We start from the raw sequence: 19878 nt of genomic DNA on the forward strand, positions 1-19878 counted from the left end.
GGCAATCGAAATCAGAGTGACCACAATTTGGGCAGGCCCGCCCGCCCATTGAGCAGTTCGACCAGCGGAACCAGCCGCTTGCGGAGCTGGTAGCCGTCGCCGGCACAAAGCCTCGCAAGAAGCTTGCCAGATCGGCCGACGCGCCAGAAACTGGCGCCGCCCCCCATAAGGGGATCGCCGATGATGGCGCGGGCCGGTTCCAGCAGGCTTTCGGCCTGCGGCGAAACGAGCAGCAATGTGGCGACGGCAAGCGCGCCGCCGGCCACCGCCGGCCGCCGCAAAGTTGCCGCGATATCCGGCCCAACGCGAAAATCCTCCGCATGGATCAGCGCGCCGCCTTGGCGGATCCGCCAGCGGTCGTGGAAACTGCCGTTGGTTGCGCGCTCGCCCATCGCCAGCCGGCCGAACAGCGTGGCTTCGAGCACCAATGCCTCGGCATCGTCGCCAAGCTCGACATCCAGCGTGCGAGCGAAGGCGGCGCGGTCGAAAACGATGGTTTCCTGCGGCAGCCAGGCCACGCGGCCGCCCGGATCCACCCGCAGGCGGACGCTTGTCTCGGCCCTGTCGGCGGCGGCGCGGTAGACCTTCTCGCAGGCCTGGGTGGTGATGGCGGCGGAGGCGTCGGCGCCGACCTCGATCGTCCAGCCGAGGCGGTCGCCGCCAGTCAGTCCGCCGGCCGTGTTGATCAGCACCGCCTCGAGCGGATCGCCTTGCACCGCCGGCAGGCGGATCTTGGCCGATCCGTCCTGGTAAAGCCGCTGCAGGCGCGTCCGGCCGCCGCCTTTGCCGCAGAAAAGCCTGCCTAGGCCGCCAACACGTTGCGCGGCAGGCAAGGAAGGGGCCGCCACGGGCGAGGCAGGTTGGGATGTCAAGGTGTCGTCGATCATGTCCACGATCCCAGGTTAAGCACTCCGGCGGCTTTGTCGATATCGCTTGTTGCTTGACATCGTTTCGGTTTCTATAGAGGGAAGCCACCTTGGAGCGGTCGCGCGGTGCCTGGCGAGGTAAGGGCGACGGCGTTTGTTGGGTCCGGGGATCAAAAAGGGGCGCTGATCAGTTGGCGTCGGGCAACGACAGGGAAGGAACCGAATGGCTGACCAACTGACGACCGAGATCATCGAAAAGATCAAGGCCCATGCCGATACCGGCGGCGAGGAAATCACCGCCAGCACCGATCTCGGCACGCTCGGCATCCATTCGCTGGAGCTGACCGAGATCATCTTCGATCTCGAGGAAAAATACGGCATCGAGATCGAGATGAATACGGTCGACGCCTGGAGCAATCTCAAGAACGTCGGCGACATGGTCGAGGCGGTTCGCGAACTGATCGCGAAAAAAGCCTGACTTCATGCAAAAACGCGTCGTCATCACCGGCATTGGCGGGATTTGCGGGCTTGGCAACGACGCGCCGGCGATGTGGGAGGCCATGCGCGCCGGCCGCTCGGCCATCGGCCCTATCGACAACCCGTCGCTGCACGATCTCAAGGTCAAGACCGGCTGCGAGATCAAGGAATTGCCGGACCATGGCATCGACCGCAAGCAGGTCGTGTCGATGGACCGCTTCAGCCTGTTGGCGGTGATCGCCGCGCGCGAGGCCATGAGGCAGTCCGGATTGACGGCCCATGCCGACAACACCTACCGGATGGGGGCAATCGTCGGCATCGGCGTCGCGGGCTTCGAGACCATCGAAGAGAATTACCGCGCCATTTTGCTCGAGGGGCGCAACCGCGCCGCGATCTTCACCGTGCCGAAAGTGATGCCGGGCGCGGCCGCCGGCCAGGTCAGCATGAATCTCGGGCTGCGCGGCCCTGTCTTCGGCGCCACTTCGGCCTGCTCGTCCGCCAACCACGCGATTTCCTCGGCCGTCGACCAGATCAGGCTCGGCCGCGCCGACGTAATGGTCGCCGGCGGCACCGAAGCGCCGCTGGTGTGGGGCGTGCTGAAGGGCTGGGAGGCGCTCAGAGTGCTTTCGCCCGACACGTGCCGGCCGTTCTCGGCCGATCGAGCAGGCCTGGTGCTCGGCGAAGGCGCCGGCATGGCGGTGCTGGAAAGCTACGATCACGCGATGGCGCGCGGCGCCACCGTTTTGGCCGAGATCGCCGGCGTCGGGCTTTCGGCCGATGCCTCCGACATCGTCGCGCCGACCGTGGAAGGGCCGGAAGCGGCCATGCGTTTCTGCCTGGCAGATGCTGGGCTCAATCCGGAAGATGTCGACTACCTCAACGCGCACGGGACCGGCACCAAGGCCAACGACCAGATCGAAACCGCGGCGATCAAGCGCGTCTTCGGCGAGCACGCGCGTTCGCTTTCGGTATCGTCGACCAAGTCGATGCATGCGCATTGCCTAGGCGCTTCCGGCGGGCTGGAGATGATCGCCTGCGTGATGGCGATCCGCGACGGCATCGTGCCGCCGACCGCCAATTACCGCGAGGCGGACCCGGAATGCGACCTCGACGTGACGCCGAACACGGCGCGCGAGCGCAAGGTGCGCGCCGCGCTCAGCAACAGTTTCGCCTTCGGCGGGACCAATGCGGTGCTGGCCTTCAAGGCGGTCTGATCGAGCGATTCCGTTGACTGTGCACGGCAAGCCGCTTGCCGGTGTATTGATCCGGCCGGCCAGGGTCCTAATTCTTTCTTCACCCGCCATGAGCGCCGCCCCGGCGCCAATCCGCATCCGGAGTTTCCGATGACCGACCTGTCCGCCTTTCCGATCGCCAAGCGCTGGCCGGCCGAGCACCCCGATCGCCTGCAGCTTTATTCCGCCACGACGCCCAATGGCGTGAAGGCGTCGATCGCGCTGGAGGAGATCGGCCTGCCCTACGAACCGCACTACGTCGACATCGGCAAGAACGAGAGCTGGACGCCGGAATTCCTGTCGCTCAATCCGAACGGCAAGATACCGGCGATCATCGATCCGGACGGTCCGGGCGGCAAGCCGATCGGGCTGTTCGAGTCCGGCGCCATCCTGCTCTATCTGGCCGACAAGACCGGCAAGCTCATTCCCGCCGATCCGGCGCGGCGCTACGAGACGATCCAATGGGTGTTCTTCCAGATGGCGGCGATCGGCCCGATCTTCGGGCAGGTCGGCTTCTTCCACAAATTCGCCGGACGCGAGATCGCCGACAAGCGGCCGCTGGAGCGTTACCGCGACGAGTCGCGGCGGCTGATCGGCGTGCTCGAAACGCGCCTGAAGGGCCGCAAGTGGATCATGGACGACGACTACACCATTGCGGACGTGTCGATGCTGGGCTGGATGCGCAACCTGATCGGTTTCTACGAGGCGCGGGACCTGGTCGGCTTCGATGATTTCCCGACCGTCGCCGAGTGGCTGGAGCGCGGCCTGGAACGGCCGGCGGTGAAGCGAGGCCTCACCATCCCGGCGAAAGGCTAAGAGCTATTTCGCCTTGGCCTTGGCGCCGCCGCGGCCGAACACGGAGGCCGCGAGCCTCGCGGTCGCGACGACCGCTCCTGTCGCGACGCTGGCCACGGTGCGGATCGGCCCCGATTTGCTAGCCGGCGACTTGGCATGTTTCGCGCTCTTGGCCGCGACCTTGTGGGCCGTGCCAGGCGTCACTTTCTTTGGCGCCGCCTTGCCGAAAGCCGGCTTGGCGTCTTTCGACCGCTCAGCGATTGTGGGGCCGGCGCCAGCCTTGGCCTGCGTCGCCCTGGATTGGTTGGCCCTGCTTTTCTTGGGCGCGGGTTTTCTGCTGTTGGTTGCCATCTGACGGCTCCTGTCATTTTCTTTTTTGCAATTCCGGAGGCAAAGCACTGCGCCTTCCTGGAATTGTTCCGGCGCCGGACAATTCGGGATAGGATCATAACGGCGTGAAAACCTTAAAGTTCCCGCCGAAAAATATTGAAAATTGAGCAGGTTAACCAATCACCAGGGTCATTAACCAATGACCATGTCGGCCGGCCGGCGCCGCGCCAGCACCCGCTCGATGTTGGGCATGTCGTTGGAGGCGATCCAGGCACGGGCGTCCTCGTCGGACTTGCCGTGCTCCCGCCAGCGCTCCATCAGGCGGCGCTCGAGCTCGTTGCGCGGCACGTCGACGAAGATGGTGAAGTCGAACAAAGGCGCCAGCCGCGACCACGGCTCCTCGTCGAGCAGCAGATAATTGCCCTCGACCAGAATGAACTTGGTGTCGGCGCCGACGATTTCGGCCGCCGCGCGCGACAGTTCGATGCTGCGGTCGAACACCGGGATGGCGATGTCGGGTTCGCCGGAGCGGATGCGCTTCAGCAGCGTCTCGAAGCCGGCGAAATCGAAGGTTTCCGGCGCGCCCTTGCGGGGGCGAAGGCCGCGACGGTCGAGAATGATGTCGTCATAATGGAAGCCGTCCATCGGCACGACTTCCGAGCTGCCTTCCGGCAGCAGCTCATGCAGCGAAGCGGACAATGTCGACTTGCCGGAGCCGGGCGGACCAGCGATGGCGACGACGAAGCGCTTGGCCTTGCCTGCGCGCTTGAAGATGGCGGCTGTGATATGGGCGATCTCGGACATCGGCGGCTTTCCGGCTGCGGTTCGGCTGGCATCTTGGCGGGTGTGGATGGAAATTTCAAACCTCGTTCCGAAGTTTCGGCGGCCTGCACGCCTTCGAGATTAGCCGAGACGTCCATCCCATCGTCATCCACGGGCGGAGCAAGGAGCGTTGCGACGCGGCGCAGACCCGCGGATCCATTCCGTGCCCTTGAGGGTTGCAACGGCGCAGAATTCTGCTCGGCTCACACCTTTCTATCGAGGTAACGGCAAGGATTACAGGGGCTCCGAGACAGAGCTTCGCTCCTTGTTCCGCCCTGGAATGACGAATTTCTAGACGCGCTGCCCCCGGACCTCTCACGTAGGAACCGAGCGGCCGATGCGCAGGAACCCTCCGTCGAACGGCAGCTCCCGCGCCGCGCCGCCGGCGGTGACAACGCGCAAGCGGTCAGGCGCCGATTCCAGGCCGCCCGGCGGCTCCACACCCGCGAACGGAACCGCGCCGATGACATGGCGGAAGGAGATCGACCGTCCCTCGGCGAGCGCGAAGGCCGTTGCCGCGCCTTCATGCTTCAACCAGTTGTCGCCGAGCGAGGCGGCATGGCCGACGGCCGTGCGGCCGTCCTCGACGCCGAGCACGCCGACGTGACGGCCGCTCCAGGGCGCGTAGTCGCGGCCGCCATTGCTGAACCACAGCATGGTCACCGGCAGTTCGGCCGGGTTCTTCAGCACCAGAACCAGGTCCTGCTCGGCGTGGCGGGCGATCGCCGTCCAGCCCGGGCCGCCGTGATCCGCCTCGACCAGGGTTATGAAATCCTCGCGCCTGTCTTCCATGCGGTAGTCGGTGAGGTCGGTTGTGCCGCCGGCGGCCAGCGGGACCTTTGTGAGGTCGCTGGCGCGGGCCGGATAGGCCAGCCGAAAACGCCCGCGCGCCGGATCGGGCTCCGGCGGCGTCGGGGGCGTGACGGCCATGCGCTTCGGCGAGAAGGCCAACCGGCCGCCGCCCTTCATCACCGTCATCGGATGGTGGGCGACGGAGATCGCGCCGGAGCCACCGGAAAAGATGTGCTCCTGGTAGAGGAAGGGATGGCCGTCGCGCAGCGTGAAGACCTTGTCGATGGTGGCGCCCATTACCTTGCGGCGCAGCCGGAAGACGGCGCGCCAGCCGCCGGCAATGGCGCCGTTCTCGACGACGTCCCACTGACTGTTGGCCGGCCAGCCATGCAGGGGCGCGGCCTCGACGTCGCTGGTGGAGAATGGCGCGCAAAGGAAATCGCCGGACAGGCGGACCGTGCCTTCGGGCAGGGTTTCCGGCAGGTTCTCGCGCGGCGAACCGACCCAGGGCGCGCGATGCAGGGGTTTCAGAACGCGGCCGTCGGCTTCGATGTCCATGGCGGCGATATGGCCGACCGCGAGATCGAGCGAGACCGAGATGCCTTTTGCGCCGATGGTGAGCGTGTCCATGAATGTCTCCCGCGAATCTTTGCGCAAGAAAAGCCTGTTCGATGGAGCGCGCGCAAGCGGAGCGACCAGCATTTTGCATCACCGCGTTTGCGCCCTACAAGGGGGATGGCGCAGCACCATGGCGGTGGCGATGATCAAAGCCGCGACGGCCGCCAGCGCGATATAGGCGGCAAGGGGGTGGGGACGGCAAAGCGGGGGGGCGCGCCGGTGTGTCTGAAAGGCTGCAAAACCTGGGCAAATGCTTTGCTGTGCGCGTTAACCAGTTGGACGCGGCGGATGGGTTACGCTAGCTTCGCCGCGTCTCAGCAACAGCTTTAGAACAAGTCTTGGCCCGTCCCTTCCCCTTCCTCCAGAAACTCATCGCCGTATTGGCATTGCTCGCGCCGGTTGCCGGCTGCACCACCACGCCGCCGGAAAGCGTGCTGGCCGTGCCGGCGCAACCGCAGAAATATGCGGCGATCGTGGTCGACGCTTCGTCCGGCAAGACCCTGTTCGAGGTCAATTCGAGGTCGCAGCGCTATCCCGCGTCGCTGACCAAGATGATGACGCTCTACATGCTGTTCGAGGCGCTGGAGTCCGGCCGCGTCACCAAGGAAACGCGGATCCCGGTTTCCGATCACGCCGCCTCGCAGCCGCCGACGAAACTGCGTTTCCGGCGCGGCGAAACGATCGACGTCGATTCCGCCATCCGCGCCATGGTGGTGAAGTCTGCCAACGACGTGGCGGTGGCCGTGGGCGAATATCTGGGCGGCGGCTCAGAGGACCAGTTCGCCGCCATGATGACCGCCAAGGCGCGCTCGCTCGGCATGACCGGCACCAGTTTCCGCAATGCATGCGGCCTGCCCGACGACGGCCAGGTGACCACGGCGCGCGACATGGCGGTGCTGGGCATGGCGCTGGAGCGCCGCTTCCCGCAGCATTTCCACTATTTCTCCGAAAGCGACTTCATGTTCCGCGGCCGGCTGGTGCGCGGCCACAACGACATGCTGGGACGGGTGCGCGGCGTCGACGGCATCAAGACCGGTTACATAAGAGCTTCCGGCTACAACATCGTCACCTCCTACAATGCCGACGGGCGGCATCTGATCGTGGTGGTGATGGGTGCCGATACCGCGCGCCAGCGCAACGATCATGTCGAGGCGCTGATCCAGCGCAGCCTGGGGCCGACGACCGCCGATGCAACCCAGCCCCGGCTGATGTATTCCGGGCAGCAGCCGGCCTCGCCACTTCCCCAATTGCCGCCGCCGGACTCGGCTTTGCCAGGGCTGCCGCCGCCGGGTTCGGCGACGCCTGCGTCGACGCTGCCGGGTTCGCCGGCATCCGATCTGCCGTCGGCGGATCTGGCCTCGCCCAGTGCGCCGCTGCTGCCGACGCAATAGACAAGGCCAACAGGCGCGCCGCCCTGCCTTAACCCTACCGAACCACCAGCACGGGGATCTCCGTCAGCGACACCACTTCCGCCGTCTGGCTGCCCAGAACCAGGCGGCCGATGCCCCTGCGGCCGTGCGAAGCCATGACGATGAGGTCGCTGCCTTCACTGGCCGCAACATCGAGGATCGCTTCGGCGGGCGTGCGGTTCTCGATATGGATGCCCTTGGAGGCCACGCCCTTGGCATCGGCCTCGGCCTTGCATTTGTCGAGCAGCTCGTTTGCATATTTGCGCGCGCTTTCCTCGTAATTGACCAGTTCGTCGGCGGCGACGTAGCCGGCCATGGCACCGCCCCAGGCCAGCGCGGGGAACTGCTCGGAGACAGTGACGAAAGCCACGGTGGCGCCGAGGCCCTTGGCCAGCTCCAGCCCGTGTGCGACGCCCTTCTGGGCCAGTTCCGAGCCGTCGGTGGCGATCAGGATTTTCTTGTACATGGTGGCTACCCCTCATTTGCGGGGCGATGCGCGCCCCAATTGGCGGGAGCCTGAACGATCAGGCCTGATTTGGATATAGTCAGCCTATCAGGCCAGCCACAGGGGCCAGCTTGATCTGGATCAAGGCCAGCCGGCGGAGACGATTGCTCCAGGGGAGATTGATAATCGCGAACGGCGCTCTCCCTCTCATCTCGACTTCGCCGAGCCGAGACGGAGCGGGGGCAGCGCCGACCTATGCAATTGCGCGTGGCGGCTGGCGACGCCTCTCACCTTCCCACCCAATCATAAGAACTTGTTCGGTCACACGGGATTCACACTCAGCATGGATATGCTGCGCCGGCTTGGCGTATCGTAGCCGCAAAAGCCCGCGAACAGGAGCACCGACCATGGCAGGCGACCCGAAGGCGTCCGCGCAAGTCCAGGCCGACAACGAGAACGACATCGCCGGCGAATATCTCGAGGCGGAGACCGTGCCGGAGGATGCGCAAGCCGCCGCCGACGAGATCCTCGAAGCGCCGGAAGTGCCGGATTCCGAACCGCATGTGCCCGGCCGGATCAAGCCGAAGAAAAAACCCTCGGCGATCAGCGGCAGAAAGTTCCGCAAGCGCGACCTGGTGCGCGTCGATGATCTGAGGCCCAGCCTCGCCGACCGCATCCGCTCCGACCATCCAGACCTGCCGCGCGGCGCCCGCATCAGCCGCGAGGAGCTCGGCCGCTACCGCATGCGCTACATGGAGGAATTGCTGCAGCAGGAGCACGGCGAATTCTCCGAGCTCGACCGCCAAGTGGTGGAATCGATCGCCAGGCAAGACACGATTTCGGAAAACTCGGAAGAGGAGTTCGAGGAGCACCGCTCCTTCGCCGACCGCGTCTCCGACACCATGGCCGAGTTCGGCGGCAGCTGGTGGTTCCTGATCTCGTTCGGCGGCGTGCTGCTGATCTGGATCGGCATCAACCTGATCGCCGGCCTGGCGCACGCCTTCGACCCCTACCCGTTCATCCTGCTCAACCTGATGCTCTCCTGCATCGCCGCCATCCAGGCGCCGGTGATCATGATGAGCCAGAAGCGGCAGGAGGCCAAAGACCGGCTGCGCTCCTTCAACGACTACCGGGTGAACCTGAAGGCCGAGCTCGAAGTGCGGCACCTGCACGAAAAGCTCGACTACCTGATCTCGCGCCAATGGCAGCGCCTAGCAGAAATGCAGCAGATGCAGCTCGACGCCATGCACGAGCTGGCCGGGGCGAAGAAGCAGAAGCGGGCGACAAGGGCGGTGCGGAGAAAGACGGCGAAGGTGCCGGCGGAGGGATGAGGCCGAAGAGCTTGCGTTCCTCGCCCCCACAAAGTGGGGGTCCGAAGGACAAGCGAGACCCGCGGCTCGCCCCGGAACGGAGGCTCGACGAAACCGAGACGGAGAGGGGGGCGCCATCTCCGATGGCCTATCAGTCGGACAATCGACCCATCACAGGCCGCCGCACAATCGCCAATTGGCCGTTGAAGCTAGGTGCGGCTTCCGCTAAGAAGCCCGTGGCTGGCCGGCTTACCGGCTGGTTCGTTTTCCGGTTCCCCGGGAAGCACCCGTAGCTCAGCTGGATAGAGCGCTGCCCTCCGAAGGCAGAGGTCACAGGTTCGAATCCTGTCGGGTGCGCCAATAAAATCAGCCACTTAGCTACGCATACGAGTTGCTTAGTGTGGCGTCCCACATGTTGGTCCCACACAAGCCACCACAGGTGCAAATCAGCTCACTAGCTCGGGGGCGGGAGCCATTCCCAAGCCACAAGTGTTACGATGATCCCCGCCACGAGCCCCACGACGAATCCCCAGGCTCTTTCAATCCATTTCGCTTTTCTGATCGCCCCACGCCGCTGAACAATCGTGTCGCCACTAAACTCGGTCTGGAGTTTTTCAGAAAACTTATCGTAGTCGTCGCAAAGAACTTTCAGCTTCTCAACGACTTCGTCAATTGGCCGCTGCCCCTCGTGGGTACTGATATCAATTCGGCGCGCCCTCAACTTGCGCGCCTCCGTATGAACGCTGCCGGGAAGCAGCATCTCATCGTTAAGAGCCTTCATCATTTCGTCGCAAGGTTTTGCAATAGCCAGAAGCACCACTTTTAACGAGTCAAGAGTACATCGCAAAAGATGCCGATGCGCCGAATGAAGTTCTTTTTGGGCCGCGTGGGCTTGGGATGCGTCCAGTGCATTCGCCCGCGCCATGTGCGTCATGGCGTTTCTCAACTCGTTGAGAACTTCTTGTGGGAACGCGTGATCCAGCGTGACGGCGGTTGCGAGCGCCGGCACGACTTCATCATGATAATACGCGAGTAGCTGACTAACCGTGTACTGCGACGGATTGTTCTGCGGCATTAAGCACCTGTAGCCCCCCTTGGGCTACAGATGCTCTAGCTGAGAAAATCCATCTTGAACAGATTCAGGCGTACTGACCAGGTCTTTCATCTGGTGGATACTGCCCCGCATGTGCACATCCGGGTCTTGCGCGCGTCTAATGCGCACGCCGTCGCTGATTGACTCCAGCAACTCGTGAGCATCCGCCACACCGTGGCGGGTCAAGATGTCATTCAGACGGTTTCCGTTCATGCTACTCTCCCTCCAAAGCTTATTGGCCAAACCATGGCGATCCCGGCCGGGGAGGCGCGCCGGGGTTCGCGGTTGTATATAGGCAATCATATCGCACTGCAACAGATCACCCAAAAGGCGTGACGAATCACGCCTATCCTCACAGGCCAAGGTTAACGTGGTGTCAACCTACTCGTTCCCCCGCGAAGCGCAACCCCAACTGTTCCTAGCATAACGTCTCACACGCCACGCCGTCGCTGTCCCGATCCAGCTTCCCGCCCCACGAGCAGTTCTGCAGATACCATTGGGCTTCTTCGCACGAGCCGATCTGCTTGCATGTCCGCCGCGGCTCGCACGAATAGCCGCTCTGCGCGACGAGCTTGCGGCTGATGATGCCGAGCGGCCGGCTCGCGGGCACTGCGCCGTCGGCGTGCTCTGCGCGCCATTCCCAAGGCGCCTGGAACGCACCAACAGTCCCAAAGGCTCACTGACATGAGCAAAGATCAAAGCCGCCAAACCTTTTGCCCGCTGGTGCAAACCAGCGGGTCTCTTTGGGGCGTTCGGGATTTTCGCACCAAAGGGACTTCGGTCGCACGTATAGTGGGACTGTGGCCCGAGAATGGAACAAACACTCCCAAGTTCTCTTTTCTCTATAGTGAGCACTCAAGAAGGAGTGAAAGTCATGCCTGAAGGGCCTACAGTCGTAAACTCCGGAAGTGGCGGAACAGTCGTTGCGGTAGTCCTTGGGATCATCGCGATTGTTGTGTTGTTGTTCTTCACGGGAGTCATTAACCTAAATGGTAGCGGGGGGAAGGATGTGAATGTGAGCGTCAACACGCCCAAGGTTGAGACGCCGGCCGCACCGTCCGTCTCCAAACCCGCTGCTCCGGCCGCACCGTCCGTTTCCAAACCCGCTGCTCCGGCCACACCCGCCCCGGCACCTGCTAACGGGGGCTAAGTCTGACCGCCATTACCAGGCTCCGGCATTTTCGCCGGAGCCTGTAGCGCATCGCCTCTCATGAGCTACGGGCTGGCGGCAAATGCCATCCACCTCGATCAGGAAAACCGAATACGATCCGGCAAGTAGGATCTTGTCCGTCTGGTTCGTGGCCAGCGGAAAGCACTACGACTTTGAGGAGGTGCCTCCAGAGACTTACGCCGCGTTCCGGTCGGCCTTTGTCAAAGGCCGCTTTTTCAACGATCACATTCGCAATCACTTCCGCTATCGCCGCATTCCGGACTAGCGGTACCAGTTCAAGCGGCTCGTGTCGTCCTGCTCGTGCCACGTCCGAGTCTTTGTCATCCGGTGAGCTTCTCCACTGTCGCAATGATAGCTTTGGCAAGCGCCTCGGCTTCATGGATCGGCTCCGGGCCATAAAGGCCATTCACCATTTCTCGGCTCGGCAGCACGCCAGCGGGACAGGTCATCTCGATGGCCATCCTGATCAGGCTGAGCGCTTCGTCGCAGTCTGGCGGCCAGGCAAACGAGTCATTTTTCGGCAAGCGCTTTGGCCTCGCGCTCCAGCTTTTGTCGGTCATTGCCGTGCTTCGCTATGAGTTCTCGCGCTTCTGGAATGGTGAGCTGGAACTTTCGGGCGAAGTGGGCGACCTCATAGTCCTCGTCGCCCGATACCCGATCGCGGTCGCGGAAGTCGCGCTTGGTCGTGTCGTCTGCCATGGCTGGTTCCTCTTCGCTAAAGAACCTGCGAGCCCCGACGAATGTTCCGCTTTGCTTTTTCAGCAATCGCTAACGGAACGGAACCGGCCATGCCATATTGAATCAAATTCGAACGTTGTTGGGGTCGTGTGTGCGTCTGAAATTCATCCCTCCGATGATGCCGGAGCTGGTCGATCGGCCCCCTGAAGGCAACGAATGGAGCCACGAAGTCAAATTCGACGGCTTTCGCACCCAAGCCGTCAAGGACGAAGACGGCATCCGATTCTACACTCGACGCGGCCACGACTGGACGGCGAAATATCGGCCGCTCGCCGCTGAGGCGGCGGTGGTCGAAGCGGAAAGCTTCATCATCGAAGGCGAGGTCATCGTCACCAATGAAGAAGGCCTTGCCAATTTCAGCGCCCTGCGATCGGCCATCACCAGCCGGCCGCAGGATCTCTATTTCGTCGCGTTCGATCTCCTGCACCTGAACGGTCATGATCTGCGCGACATGCCGCTCGAGGATCGCCGCGAGATCCTTCACGAGATGATCCCCGCCGGCGGCCGGATCCAATTCTCTGAAGCACTGCCGGGCACCGGCGCCGCGGTCTACCATCTCGTCGACAAGGCCGGCCTCGAGGGCATGGTTTCCAAGCGCAAACTCAGCCGCTATCGCAGCGGCCCGACGATGGACTGGCGCAAGATCAAATGCTTCACCGAAGGTGAGCTGGAAATCATCGGCGTGAAGCGAGAGGCTGGTAAGCCCGCCATGGCGCTGATGGCCGACCGGGGCCGCTATGTCGGAGGCGCCTTTATCACGACGAACCGCGAAATCCGAGAGCGCCTATGGGAACGCGTTCAAGGAAAGACCGGCGCTCCGCCGCCGAAGGGCCTGGCAAAGGAAAAGGCGGAATGGCTGAAGCCTGGTCTGTTCGGTCGGGTGAAGTTCCTCAAAGGCGAGGAAATGCTTCGCCACGCGTCGCTGCGGGATTTTCGCGAGGAGTGACCACGGAAGCCTGATGCACCGTTTCGGGCATCACATTTCCGTGTGATTAGACGGACAACTTGACTCACGGATGCTGCCGGGCCGAAATAAAGTATATTATTTGGGGAGATTTGAATGAAACAGGCAGCGATATTTGGCTCGATTTTCGGAACTGTGCTGCTAGCAAATTCTACAATCCCGGCGTCGGCACACTGCCAAAACGCGCGGGAAGTTTGCCATAAAGTGATAAGTATCTGTTGGTCCAATGAGTCTTTTAGAACTGAGTTCAGACGTGTGCAGGGTTCGAACCAGATAGCCGCTACAGTAAATACATGCAACGACGCGGCTTGGAATCACGACGGAAAATTCATGGACAATGCCAATGGCTGCAACGAAGGTGATTGGATAGTACTGGGCAAGGCAGTGCTGCAGCAACAAGATAAACACATCGACGGCGCTTGCAATCAACTTTCCCCTTAAAGCGAGCGGCCAGTCCGGAGCACCGCCCGAGCAATGGCAAGCTCTGCCTCAACCTTGGCGTTTTCCTTCTGCGTAATGTTGTCGGCCGCGATCAGCAGGCGCAGTGAGCGCACCACTTCCCCACGCGTCCAGCCGGCCTCGATCATGCAATCGACGATCGCCTGAAACCCGGGCTCCATTGCTTCCTGACAGTCGACCTTACGGTCGGGGTAGTCGCCTTCGCGTCTCGGTCCGCTGATCATCCGTTGCCGTCCACCGTGCTCTCTTCGTCCAAGTGTCGCGGCAGCGGCAGATAAGCGTTCGCGACAAGCCATTCGCCGACGATCCTTTCAATCAGCTCCGGTTTCGCCGCGCCCATCTCAGCGGCCAAGCTGGAAATCGCTTCATCAGTGCGCGGATCAAGGCTGATCCCACCGACGTTTCTGAGCAGCAGCGCGGCCCGCCGCAAAAGTACCTGCAAATCGGCCCGAGAAGCGTCTGCGATATGGTCGGCGGTGCTTTCCAGTTCGTGCACAAATTGATGACGGGACATGGGTCAAGTTCCTACAGAAAGTGCTCGCCTTCCGCCCTGTGCTCATAGCAGAACCAGTGCGAGGCCTGTCTTGGCCGTGCAAAGCCCCAGCCGGCATCCTTGCCACAGCCGGTATGCTCGCAGACATGGCCGAGCGACCCGCGCTCGCGCGGCGCGGCGGCTTCGCCGGGGCGTTGCGGTTCGTCGCTCATAGCAGTGCCACCGGCTCGACAAGTGCTGCATAGTCGTTCGGCTGTTTGTTCTTCACGCTGGCATTGACCTCGCGGCCGACCCGGTGGAATTGCAATTGCCCGTCCATGTCATTGCTGAGGATCTCTTTCAGGTCGCCGACGGGCGTCTTCGGATCGAGCCAGGCGTCATACCAGGCCGGATCGAGAATGAGCGGCTGGCGATCGTGGATCTGGTTTACCGGCGCCGCGGACGGCTCGGTGATGATCGTGCAGCTGGTGACGTCGAGGTTCGAATTGTAGGCCCACAGACCAGCGAAGGAGAAAGGCGCGTGGCCGGGCTGGAAAATGTGCCAAGGATCTCTGCCCTTGTCGGCCGGCGATATCGTCCACTCGTAATAGCCGTCGGCGGGAATGAGACAGCGCTTCGATTTGAAGGCGTCGCGAAAGGCCGGCATGGTGTCGACCGTCTCGATGCGCGCGTTGAAGGTGGCGGCCTTCGGCATTTCCTTCGCCCAGAACGGCACCAGCCACCAGCGGCCGACGCGAAGCCTATGGTCGCCGTCGTCGCCGGCCGTCACGAACGGGACTTCCTCCGTCGGCGCGATGTTGTAGCGCGGAGCGTCGTTGCGGCCGACATCCGCCGGCGCAGTCAGTCGGTAGAGCCGGTGGATTTCAGACCAGGGCAGATATCTCGTGTAGCGTCCGCACATTGGCGCTGCTCATTCCATGTCAGGCACTTCGCCGCTCACAAACAGCGTGTTTGGCGGACCGTAATCACCGAGCGCCGGATCGGCATCCCGGCTCCATGCGATGACGCCAACATGCTTGCTCGCAAGTGCTTGCGCGGTCCGGACTGCCCGCTCTTCGCTTTGCTGATCAGTCGGCCCGTACATGGGAAACAGTTCTCCGTCTTCGCCGCGGTCAAATGCGACCACAACAATCAGTTTCGGCTTTCTCTGCTCCGGAAGAACGTGGGTGGACATTCAGGGACCTTTCTCAGTTGAGCGCCGCTGATCCCGCATCAAGCGCGTCGATCGCGTCGAGCACCGCCTGGCGCTTTGGCTCGATAGGCTCACCTGGGTGGAAGCGCGCGAGTGACAGAGACGTATACGCAACCGTTACGGCGCTGACGAGCTGCTGCGCTTCCGAACTATCCGGAACCTCAGCAGTGGCGGCGAGAGCAAGCAAGAAGACCCTGTCGTCATGATATTCGTGCCTGCCGTCTTCGGCCTGGATGATGGCGCGCATCCGGCGGAGTGCAGTGGTGCGGTCGGCGAGCTGCACATCGGGATTATGCAGCAACTGTAGGCCGCTGACCTGCATGCGCTTCTCGTCCGGCCACCCTTCGCAACACGCCTTGATTGCGGCATTGCTGGCCGCCCACCAAATCTCAGCGGCGGCGTACTCGTCTTCCGATGGCTCTTGATCAGGAGGGAAACCCATTTCATCCCAGCCTTCGACTGCGAATGAGCCTTCCGCCGCTTCCTCGGCCGTCAAGCCAGATTGCTCGATCACGGCCCGTGCTGCGGCGAGACCGCGCTGCTTTTCCTCAGGGGTGGCTCCCCTGGCGTCCATCATAATGTCCATGACTGGCCTCCTGTGGCTGTCAGGACAACAGTGAACAAAATGAGAACACTGGAGTCAAGACCCTCTTGACTGGACAGGAATATGTTCCTCATTTCAGGATATGCCGGAACAACACGAAAAGTGGCCGCGCGGTGCTGCCTGGACCCTGACGCATGCCCATGATGCCGGGCAGGCGTGCGGCATCCGTTGCGGCAAGTGCAACCTCAAGCGGTTCTATAAGCCCCTTGAGTTGCGCGAGGTCATCGGCAACGTCACGATCGATGAGGTTCGGGTCAAGGTTCGCTGTCAGAAATGCGGCAGCCGCGAATGGATGGACGCCGAGCTATTCCACCCAACCGGAGAGCAGGCGCACACGATCCGCTATCGGCGCCTGGTGCAGATCCGATGGGAGAAGCGGGTGATCTGGCGGGACGAGTAGACCGCGGCAGACACGTACCTAAACCCTTTGTCCCCAGCTTCGCGCAAAGGCGATCAGCGTCAGGCCTGTCGTCGCAAGAAAACAAACCAGTATCCAATTGAACAATTGCGAGAGCATTCCTGGCGCAAAGATGGCGCCGAGGCAAAGGGACTTACGTCCGGGTAGTCGTAAGTGATCCATTGAAGAAAGGCGGCGGCTACGAAAAGGCCGCCCAGGATGTGACACAGCGCACGGCCGAGTGTCCTCACTTTGCGGGCCGCTTGGGCGGGGCCTTCTTCGCCGGCTTTGCCGTTGCCTTCCGGCCGAGTCCGCTCGCCTTCGCCAGCGCCGATCGTTGCGCCGCGTAGTTAGGCGCCACCATAGGGTAATCATGCGCCAAACCCCATTTGGCCCGGTATTCGTCGGGCGTCATTCCCAACAAGCCAAGATAACGCTTCATCGACTTGAATTTTCGACCGTCTTCGAGGCTAATAATGAAGTCCGGAGTGACAGACCGCTTCGGATTAACTGCTGGTTCAGCTTGGGGCTCGACTGGTGGCTGACCAACGCCGGAAAGCGCGGCGTTCACGCTCGCAATGAGATCCGGCAAGCCAGCGACGGGTACTGGATTTGCACTCACGTAGGCCGAAACGATGTCTGCGGTGAGCTCAATCAAGGCGCTATTCTCTTTTGACATAAAAACTCCAGTTCGCGGCTAACATCTGCCTGTCTTCTTAGCTACATTTTTAAGAATTGCCAGCTGTCTTTCCTTAAGCGGAGGCAAACTTGAACAAGCATCGGTGGGTAGAAGCCCAAGAAGATTGACGGAAATCCGATGGTCAGAGACTTGGCCGAAGTCCGATCGATTCTGTGGCTTTGTCTCGGCGTCTTGTGTCTGATAGCCTGCCGCGTCTGGTAGGCTAGAAAACCAAAAACATTCCGCCGGCATTCGACGCCGGGGTGTAGGCGATAACGATAAGCCCACCCCCGCCGGCCCCAGAGCCCGAATCCGTACTCCCGGCGACGCCGCCTGAGCCGCCACCATACAATCCGCCGGAACCGGACGGGCCGCCGCCACCTGACGCATCGTTTCCGCCGGACCCGCCGCCCGATCCTGCCGTACCGCCGGCCGTAGCTGTGTATTCCGCCCCAGTCCCTCCGCTGTTTCCGGTCGATGCTGCGCCGCCGGCGCCGCCCGATCCGTTGTCGCCATTTCCTCCGGCGCTAAAGGTGGAGTTGGTTGTGAGATTTCCAGCGTTTACGCCATTGCCATTCGGCCCGGCTGCGCCTCCGCCGCCGGTGCAAGTACGGCCTGTGCCCGGTGCCGACGTGACAGATCCACCGTTGCCGCCTGAAAATTTCGTAGTGCCGATCCCGCTTGCGGCATCTCCGCCAGAGCCGCCGTCCTGCGCTGCGTTGGTGATCGCGCCGGCGCCGCCCGCGCCCCCCTTCGCGCCAACACTACTCGCGGCAAGCGAGGCCCCGTTAAACCACGTATCGCCGCCAGTGTTGCCCGCGCCGACACCCGTCTTCGCAGCGCCGCCAGCGCCGACTTGAATAGTGACAGAACCCGACAGGGACAGATTAGAGACGGACGAGAACCCGCCCCCGCCCCCGCCGCAGCCGATCTTGGCGGCAGACGACGTGGTGAAGCCGGAGCCCCCAGAACCGCCTGCGCCGATCGCGGCGATTGTATTGACCGAACTCCAGTCTGCCGGGATTGGGAAGCTGGTCCCGGATGTGATGAATACGACGGTGTCTACCACAGGATCACCCTCAGCCTTGTGGACAGGGCCGCGTCGAGAACCCGCTGCGCCTTTTCGGGGTCGGGAAGGCCGTCCGTGTAGATGTCATCGCTGGTGATGAGCAGACTTTCACCGGGCTGGACGTGCCGGCTGAAAGTCGAAGTGTCGCCAAGAACGAAACGCACAGGCCGAGCGCCGACGAAGACGATCCCGGCGGCGATCATATGTTGTTCACCTTGGCGACCAAGTCCCACTTGGTATCGGCAGCATTGTAGACGAAGCCGAGATACAAGGTCTTGCTGATTACCGTTGTGGTCGGCAGCGCAACGTCTGCGCCGGCGCGGTAGATCGCGTTGAAAGCCAGCGATCTCGCCGTCCCGTTGTCCTTGATGCGGATGATCAACTTCTGCCCGTTTGCCGGCGATCCCGTCGGCGCGCCGAAGGTCGCTCCCGCAGCCTGGGCAGTTAGATTGTACTGGTCCTGAGTGGCGGCGTCAGGGGTTGGCGTGGCCGAGCTCGTGGTGCCGCCAATCCGAGGCAAGGGACTGCCGCTCGGACCCGTGGCACCGGTAGCGCCTGTGGCCCCTGTGGCCCCGGCCACGCCAGTCGGCCCCGTGGCACCTGTGAGTCCTGTCACGCCCGTTGGTCCTGTCGGGCCGACCGCTCCCGTCACACCCGTAGCGCCGGCCGGTCCCGTCGCTCCGGCTGGCCCGGTGGCGCCCGTCGGGCCGCCGGCGGGGCCGGTCGCTCCCGTTGCTCCAGCCGGTCCCGTGGCGCCGGTAATGCCGGTCGGCCCCGTGGGGCCGGTCGCTCCGACACCGGTCGGACCTGTTGCGCCTGTGGCCCCGGCAGGCCCAGTGGCGCCGGCAGGCCCGGTCGGGCCAGTCGCGCCCACGCCCGTCGGACCTGTCGCGCCGGCAGGCCCGGTCGGTCCGGTCGGACCGGGGACAGTGGAATCAGCGCCGGACGGCCCGGTGGGGCCTGTCGGGCCGTCGCCGCGCAGCAGCGCGAGCACATTGGGCGCCAGGCTGTCGACCGTCACCTTCTGGTTCGGCAGCGCGCCGTCGGCGCGCCTAACATCGGCGAGGGCGTCGATCGTGTCGCTGGCTGCTCGCCTGAGCTCGGCCAGGTCGGCATCCATATTCGAACCGGGGAAAGGTGCGTTCTGTTGAGACTGTTGCCAGGATACGTACGAGAACGTGGCCTGAGGCTTCGAAGGAGAGGGCATTTTGCATCACGCGCAACTGCACTTTCCCAAACGCGCCAGCGTGGCGCTTGATCAATGCTGAGATCAAAGAGGGAAAGTGGTTGATCTTTGCCCCGGAGGCCGGGGCGGTGATGCAGATGCTCGAGTTCTGCTTTTTTGCAAGCATTTCAATAATAACACCGGGATAAGGCATCTGAAAGTGGAATGTGACGACTTGCATGTCGAAATCCAATGTGCATGATCCAACCTTGCCTTGTGGGAGGGGCGTGGGGGATGAAGAATTGCTATGTCGCGGCGCTATGCGCTGCAGTATCGCTTGCCGGTTGTGCTACGCCGCCGGAAAAAATCCAAGCCAGCTATGTTTCGCCAATTCTTTATGAAAATTTGACGTGCGAACAACTTGCATTAGAGGCAACTAATATTTCGAGGCGCGCGACTGAGGCAGCCGGCGTCCAAAATAAGAAGGCTGGCCAAGACGCAGCCGTTGTTGCGGTTGGAGTGATTGTGTTCTGGCCCGCTCTTTTCTTCGCAAACGGCGATGGCGCCTCCGCAGCCGAAGTGGCTCGGCTGAAGGGGGAGATGCAGGCGATCGAAGACGCTTCGACCGTCAAGAAATGCGGGATCGTCTTTCAAAAACCCACGCCGCCGACGCCAAAGAAGAACAATTATCCCTAATCGTTACGGGCCGCCGTTGGATGACTGCATCGCCCGCATTGGTAACAAGTCCGGCCCACCGC

28 protein-coding genes, 1 tRNA gene and 1 pseudogene are annotated in these 19878 nt (G+C 62.7%); 11 read left to right on the plus strand and 19 right to left on the minus strand.

Annotated features, from left to right (window positions below):
* Positions 1-11: 11 nt before the first annotated feature.
* Positions 12-887 (minus strand): urease accessory protein UreD, encoded by an 876-nt coding sequence (locus FJ424_RS17930; protein ID WP_140655985.1) that lies wholly within the window; start codon positions 885-887, stop codon positions 12-14.
* Between the two features lie 202 nt (positions 888-1089).
* Between FJ424_RS17930 and FJ424_RS17935 the strand changes: the two genes are divergently transcribed.
* The 3 genes from FJ424_RS17935 to FJ424_RS17945 all read left to right on the plus strand — a co-directional run bounded on the left by FJ424_RS17935 (position 1090) and on the right by FJ424_RS17945 (position 3391).
* Complete coding sequence (locus FJ424_RS17935; protein ID WP_041003067.1) at positions 1090-1344, plus strand: acyl carrier protein; 255 nt, start codon at positions 1090-1092, stop codon at positions 1342-1344.
* Positions 1345-1348: 4 nt separating this feature from the next.
* Positions 1349-2557 (plus strand): beta-ketoacyl-[acyl-carrier-protein] synthase family protein, encoded by a 1209-nt coding sequence (locus FJ424_RS17940; protein ID WP_140655982.1) that lies wholly within the window; start codon positions 1349-1351, stop codon positions 2555-2557.
* 129 nt (positions 2558-2686) lie between these two features.
* Positions 2687-3391 carry a glutathione S-transferase N-terminal domain-containing protein gene (locus FJ424_RS17945; protein ID WP_140655979.1) on the plus strand — a complete coding sequence of 235 codons (705 nt, stop codon included), beginning with the start codon at positions 2687-2689 and terminating at the stop codon, positions 3389-3391.
* Positions 3392-3394: 3 nt separating this feature from the next.
* Here FJ424_RS17945 and FJ424_RS17950 read toward each other — a convergent pair whose 3' ends face one another.
* The 3 genes from FJ424_RS17950 to FJ424_RS17960 all read right to left on the minus strand — a co-directional run bounded on the left by FJ424_RS17950 (position 3395) and on the right by FJ424_RS17960 (position 5944).
* Positions 3395-3721 carry a hypothetical protein gene (locus tag FJ424_RS17950; RefSeq protein WP_140655976.1) on the minus strand — a complete coding sequence of 109 codons (327 nt, stop codon included), beginning with the start codon at positions 3719-3721 and terminating at the stop codon, positions 3395-3397.
* 171 nt (positions 3722-3892) lie between these two features.
* On the minus strand, positions 3893-4504 hold the full coding sequence (locus tag FJ424_RS17955) for a nucleoside triphosphate hydrolase (protein WP_140646827.1): 612 nt from the start codon (positions 4502-4504) through the stop codon (positions 3893-3895).
* A gap of 333 nt (positions 4505-4837) precedes the next feature.
* Positions 4838-5944: a hypothetical protein gene (locus FJ424_RS17960; RefSeq protein WP_140655974.1), complete on the minus strand. Its 1107-nt coding sequence runs from the start codon at positions 5942-5944 to the stop codon at positions 4838-4840.
* Positions 5945-6363: 419 nt separating this feature from the next.
* Here FJ424_RS17960 and FJ424_RS17965 point away from each other — a divergent pair.
* Positions 6364-7104 (plus strand): annotated as a pseudogene (locus tag FJ424_RS17965) (D-alanyl-D-alanine carboxypeptidase family protein); the annotation flags it as partial.
* A 253-nt stretch (positions 7105-7357) separates the two neighbouring features.
* Here the strand turns inward: FJ424_RS17965 and FJ424_RS17970 are convergent.
* Complete coding sequence (locus tag FJ424_RS17970; protein ID WP_140655967.1) at positions 7358-7807, minus strand: universal stress protein; 450 nt, start codon at positions 7805-7807, stop codon at positions 7358-7360.
* A 386-nt stretch (positions 7808-8193) separates the two neighbouring features.
* On the opposite strand from FJ424_RS17970, the gene FJ424_RS17975 reads away from it, so the two are divergent.
* Positions 8194-9117, plus strand: a complete 924-nt coding sequence (locus FJ424_RS17975; protein ID WP_140655965.1) for a DUF1003 domain-containing protein — start codon at positions 8194-8196, stop codon at positions 9115-9117.
* Between the two features lie 262 nt (positions 9118-9379).
* A tRNA-Arg gene (locus FJ424_RS17980) sits at positions 9380-9456 on the plus strand.
* A gap of 94 nt (positions 9457-9550) precedes the next feature.
* Here the strand turns inward: FJ424_RS17980 and FJ424_RS17985 are convergent.
* From FJ424_RS17985 to FJ424_RS17995, 3 genes are all read right to left on the minus strand, one after another.
* Positions 9551-10171, minus strand: coding sequence for a hypothetical protein (locus tag FJ424_RS17985; protein WP_140655962.1), 621 nt, complete (start codon positions 10169-10171; stop codon positions 9551-9553).
* A 24-nt stretch (positions 10172-10195) separates the two neighbouring features.
* Entirely contained in the window at positions 10196-10402 is a 207-nt protein-coding gene (locus FJ424_RS17990) for a hypothetical protein (RefSeq protein ID WP_140655959.1), read from the minus strand.
* 205 nt (positions 10403-10607) lie between these two features.
* The gene (locus FJ424_RS17995) at positions 10608-10799 is read right to left on the minus strand and encodes an excalibur calcium-binding domain-containing protein (protein WP_140655956.1); all 192 of its coding nucleotides are present in this window, start codon (positions 10797-10799) and stop codon (positions 10608-10610) included.
* A 622-nt stretch (positions 10800-11421) separates the two neighbouring features.
* Between FJ424_RS17995 and FJ424_RS18005 the strand changes: the two genes are divergently transcribed.
* Complete coding sequence (locus tag FJ424_RS18005; RefSeq protein ID WP_140655953.1) at positions 11422-11625, plus strand: KTSC domain-containing protein; 204 nt, start codon at positions 11422-11424, stop codon at positions 11623-11625.
* 55 nt (positions 11626-11680) lie between these two features.
* Here the strand turns inward: FJ424_RS18005 and FJ424_RS18010 are convergent, their stop codons facing one another.
* Positions 11681-11920, minus strand: a complete 240-nt coding sequence (locus tag FJ424_RS18010) for a hypothetical protein (protein ID WP_140655951.1) — start codon at positions 11918-11920, stop codon at positions 11681-11683.
* Positions 11871-12059 carry a DUF3606 domain-containing protein gene (locus FJ424_RS18015; protein ID WP_140655948.1) on the minus strand — a complete coding sequence of 63 codons (189 nt, stop codon included), beginning with the start codon at positions 12057-12059 and terminating at the stop codon, positions 11871-11873. Before FJ424_RS18015 ends, FJ424_RS18010 begins: the two co-directional genes overlap by 50 nt.
* Before the next feature lie 130 nt (positions 12060-12189).
* Here FJ424_RS18015 and FJ424_RS18020 point away from each other — a divergent pair, with 130 nt between their 5' ends.
* Positions 12190-13044: an ATP-dependent DNA ligase gene (locus FJ424_RS18020; protein ID WP_140655946.1), complete on the plus strand. Its 855-nt coding sequence runs from the start codon at positions 12190-12192 to the stop codon at positions 13042-13044.
* A gap of 114 nt (positions 13045-13158) precedes the next feature.
* On the plus strand, positions 13159-13503 hold the full coding sequence (locus FJ424_RS18025) for a hypothetical protein (RefSeq protein ID WP_140655943.1): 345 nt from the start codon (positions 13159-13161) through the stop codon (positions 13501-13503).
* Here FJ424_RS18025 and FJ424_RS18030 read toward each other — a convergent pair.
* Genes FJ424_RS18030 through FJ424_RS18055 form a run of 6 tightly spaced genes read right to left on the minus strand, consistent with a single transcriptional unit; the run spans position 13500 to position 15792 of the window.
* Positions 13500-13745, minus strand: coding sequence for a hypothetical protein (locus tag FJ424_RS18030; protein WP_140655940.1), 246 nt, complete (start codon positions 13743-13745; stop codon positions 13500-13502). The genes FJ424_RS18025 and FJ424_RS18030 overlap by 4 nt on opposite strands.
* On the minus strand, positions 13742-14035 hold the full coding sequence (locus tag FJ424_RS18035) for a hypothetical protein (protein ID WP_140655938.1): 294 nt from the start codon (positions 14033-14035) through the stop codon (positions 13742-13744). The genes FJ424_RS18030 and FJ424_RS18035 overlap by 4 nt, the downstream gene beginning before the upstream one ends.
* Positions 14036-14046: 11 nt before the next feature.
* Positions 14047-14226: a hypothetical protein gene (locus FJ424_RS18040; protein ID WP_140655935.1), complete on the minus strand. Its 180-nt coding sequence runs from the start codon at positions 14224-14226 to the stop codon at positions 14047-14049.
* Entirely contained in the window at positions 14223-14915 is a 693-nt protein-coding gene (locus FJ424_RS18045) for an SOS response-associated peptidase (RefSeq protein WP_140655932.1), read from the minus strand. Before FJ424_RS18045 ends, FJ424_RS18040 begins: the two co-directional genes overlap by 4 nt.
* 9 nt (positions 14916-14924) lie before the next feature.
* Positions 14925-15188: a hypothetical protein gene (locus FJ424_RS18050; protein WP_140655930.1), complete on the minus strand. Its 264-nt coding sequence runs from the start codon at positions 15186-15188 to the stop codon at positions 14925-14927.
* A gap of 13 nt (positions 15189-15201) precedes the next feature.
* A complete protein-coding gene (locus tag FJ424_RS18055) occupies positions 15202-15792 on the minus strand; it encodes a hypothetical protein (RefSeq protein WP_140655928.1) in 591 nt (196 codons plus the stop codon).
* Positions 15793-15892: 100 nt separating this feature from the next.
* On the opposite strand from FJ424_RS18055, the gene FJ424_RS18060 reads away from it, so the two are divergent.
* Complete coding sequence (locus FJ424_RS18060; RefSeq protein ID WP_140655926.1) at positions 15893-16210, plus strand: hypothetical protein; 318 nt, start codon at positions 15893-15895, stop codon at positions 16208-16210.
* Between the two features lie 244 nt (positions 16211-16454).
* Here FJ424_RS18060 and FJ424_RS18065 read toward each other — a convergent pair whose 3' ends face one another.
* The 3 genes from FJ424_RS18065 to FJ424_RS34365 form a co-directional block, all read right to left on the minus strand.
* The gene (locus FJ424_RS18065) at positions 16455-16886 is read right to left on the minus strand and encodes a MucR family transcriptional regulator (RefSeq protein ID WP_140655924.1); all 432 of its coding nucleotides are present in this window, start codon (positions 16884-16886) and stop codon (positions 16455-16457) included.
* A 1062-nt stretch (positions 16887-17948) separates the two neighbouring features.
* A complete protein-coding gene (locus FJ424_RS18070) occupies positions 17949-18158 on the minus strand; it encodes a hypothetical protein (protein WP_140655921.1) in 210 nt (69 codons plus the stop codon).
* A complete protein-coding gene (locus FJ424_RS34365) occupies positions 18155-19075 on the minus strand; it encodes a hypothetical protein (RefSeq protein WP_281405438.1) in 921 nt (306 codons plus the stop codon). The genes FJ424_RS18070 and FJ424_RS34365 overlap by 4 nt, the downstream gene beginning before the upstream one ends.
* A 339-nt stretch (positions 19076-19414) precedes the next feature.
* Here FJ424_RS34365 and FJ424_RS18080 point away from each other — a divergent pair, with 339 nt between their 5' ends.
* Positions 19415-19816, plus strand: coding sequence for a hypothetical protein (locus FJ424_RS18080; RefSeq protein WP_140655918.1), 402 nt, complete (start codon positions 19415-19417; stop codon positions 19814-19816).
* The last annotated feature ends 62 nt before the right edge of the window (positions 19817-19878 follow it).

It is taken from the genome of Mesorhizobium sp. B3-1-8 (genome assembly GCF_006439495.1).
Lineage (GTDB): Bacteria > Pseudomonadota > Alphaproteobacteria > Rhizobiales > Rhizobiaceae > Mesorhizobium.

What these genes read in the sequence shown, in the direction of transcription:
- FJ424_RS17990 (WP_140655959.1), bottom strand. Translation starts at nt 10,402, where the DNA reads ATGAACGGAAACCGTCTGAATGACATCTTGACCCGCCACGGTGTGGCG.
- FJ424_RS18055 (WP_140655928.1), bottom strand. Translation starts at nt 15,792, where the DNA reads ATGGACATTATGATGGACGCCAGGGGAGCCACCCCTGAGGAAAAGCAG.
- FJ424_RS18045 (WP_140655932.1), bottom strand. Translation starts at nt 14,915, where the DNA reads ATGTGCGGACGCTACACGAGATATCTGCCCTGGTCTGAAATCCACCGG.
- FJ424_RS17970 (WP_140655967.1), bottom strand. Translation starts at nt 7,807, where the DNA reads ATGTACAAGAAAATCCTGATCGCCACCGACGGCTCGGAACTGGCCCAG.
- FJ424_RS17985 (WP_140655962.1), bottom strand. Translation starts at nt 10,171, where the DNA reads ATGCCGCAGAACAATCCGTCGCAGTACACGGTTAGTCAGCTACTCGCG.
- FJ424_RS17930 (WP_140655985.1), bottom strand. Translation starts at nt 887, where the DNA reads ATGATCGACGACACCTTGACATCCCAACCTGCCTCGCCCGTGGCGGCC.
- FJ424_RS17955 (WP_140646827.1), bottom strand. Translation starts at nt 4,504, where the DNA reads ATGTCCGAGATCGCCCATATCACAGCCGCCATCTTCAAGCGCGCAGGC.
- FJ424_RS17960 (WP_140655974.1), bottom strand. Translation starts at nt 5,944, where the DNA reads ATGGACACGCTCACCATCGGCGCAAAAGGCATCTCGGTCTCGCTCGAT.
- FJ424_RS17940 (WP_140655982.1), top strand. Translation starts at nt 1,349, where the DNA reads ATGCAAAAACGCGTCGTCATCACCGGCATTGGCGGGATTTGCGGGCTT.
- FJ424_RS17935 (WP_041003067.1), top strand. Translation starts at nt 1,090, where the DNA reads ATGGCTGACCAACTGACGACCGAGATCATCGAAAAGATCAAGGCCCAT.
- FJ424_RS18010 (WP_140655951.1), bottom strand. Translation starts at nt 11,920, where the DNA reads ATGACCGACAAAAGCTGGAGCGCGAGGCCAAAGCGCTTGCCGAAAAAT.
- FJ424_RS18015 (WP_140655948.1), bottom strand. Translation starts at nt 12,059, where the DNA reads ATGGCAGACGACACGACCAAGCGCGACTTCCGCGACCGCGATCGGGTA.
- FJ424_RS18080 (WP_140655918.1), top strand. Translation starts at nt 19,415, where the DNA reads ATGAAGAATTGCTATGTCGCGGCGCTATGCGCTGCAGTATCGCTTGCC.
- FJ424_RS34365 (WP_281405438.1), bottom strand. Translation starts at nt 19,075, where the DNA reads ATGGATGCCGACCTGGCCGAGCTCAGGCGAGCAGCCAGCGACACGATC.
- FJ424_RS17945 (WP_140655979.1), top strand. Translation starts at nt 2,687, where the DNA reads ATGACCGACCTGTCCGCCTTTCCGATCGCCAAGCGCTGGCCGGCCGAG.
- FJ424_RS18040 (WP_140655935.1), bottom strand. Translation starts at nt 14,226, where the DNA reads ATGAGCGACGAACCGCAACGCCCCGGCGAAGCCGCCGCGCCGCGCGAG.
- FJ424_RS18025 (WP_140655943.1), top strand. Translation starts at nt 13,159, where the DNA reads ATGAAACAGGCAGCGATATTTGGCTCGATTTTCGGAACTGTGCTGCTA.
- FJ424_RS18070 (WP_140655921.1), bottom strand. Translation starts at nt 18,158, where the DNA reads ATGATCGCCGCCGGGATCGTCTTCGTCGGCGCTCGGCCTGTGCGTTTC.
- FJ424_RS17975 (WP_140655965.1), top strand. Translation starts at nt 8,194, where the DNA reads ATGGCAGGCGACCCGAAGGCGTCCGCGCAAGTCCAGGCCGACAACGAG.
- FJ424_RS18030 (WP_140655940.1), bottom strand. Translation starts at nt 13,745, where the DNA reads ATGATCAGCGGACCGAGACGCGAAGGCGACTACCCCGACCGTAAGGTC.
- FJ424_RS18050 (WP_140655930.1), bottom strand. Translation starts at nt 15,188, where the DNA reads ATGTCCACCCACGTTCTTCCGGAGCAGAGAAAGCCGAAACTGATTGTT.
- FJ424_RS18065 (WP_140655924.1), bottom strand. Translation starts at nt 16,886, where the DNA reads ATGTCAAAAGAGAATAGCGCCTTGATTGAGCTCACCGCAGACATCGTT.
- FJ424_RS18060 (WP_140655926.1), top strand. Translation starts at nt 15,893, where the DNA reads ATGCCGGAACAACACGAAAAGTGGCCGCGCGGTGCTGCCTGGACCCTG.
- FJ424_RS17950 (WP_140655976.1), bottom strand. Translation starts at nt 3,721, where the DNA reads ATGGCAACCAACAGCAGAAAACCCGCGCCCAAGAAAAGCAGGGCCAAC.
- FJ424_RS18005 (WP_140655953.1), top strand. Translation starts at nt 11,422, where the DNA reads ATGCCATCCACCTCGATCAGGAAAACCGAATACGATCCGGCAAGTAGG.
- FJ424_RS18035 (WP_140655938.1), bottom strand. Translation starts at nt 14,035, where the DNA reads ATGTCCCGTCATCAATTTGTGCACGAACTGGAAAGCACCGCCGACCAT.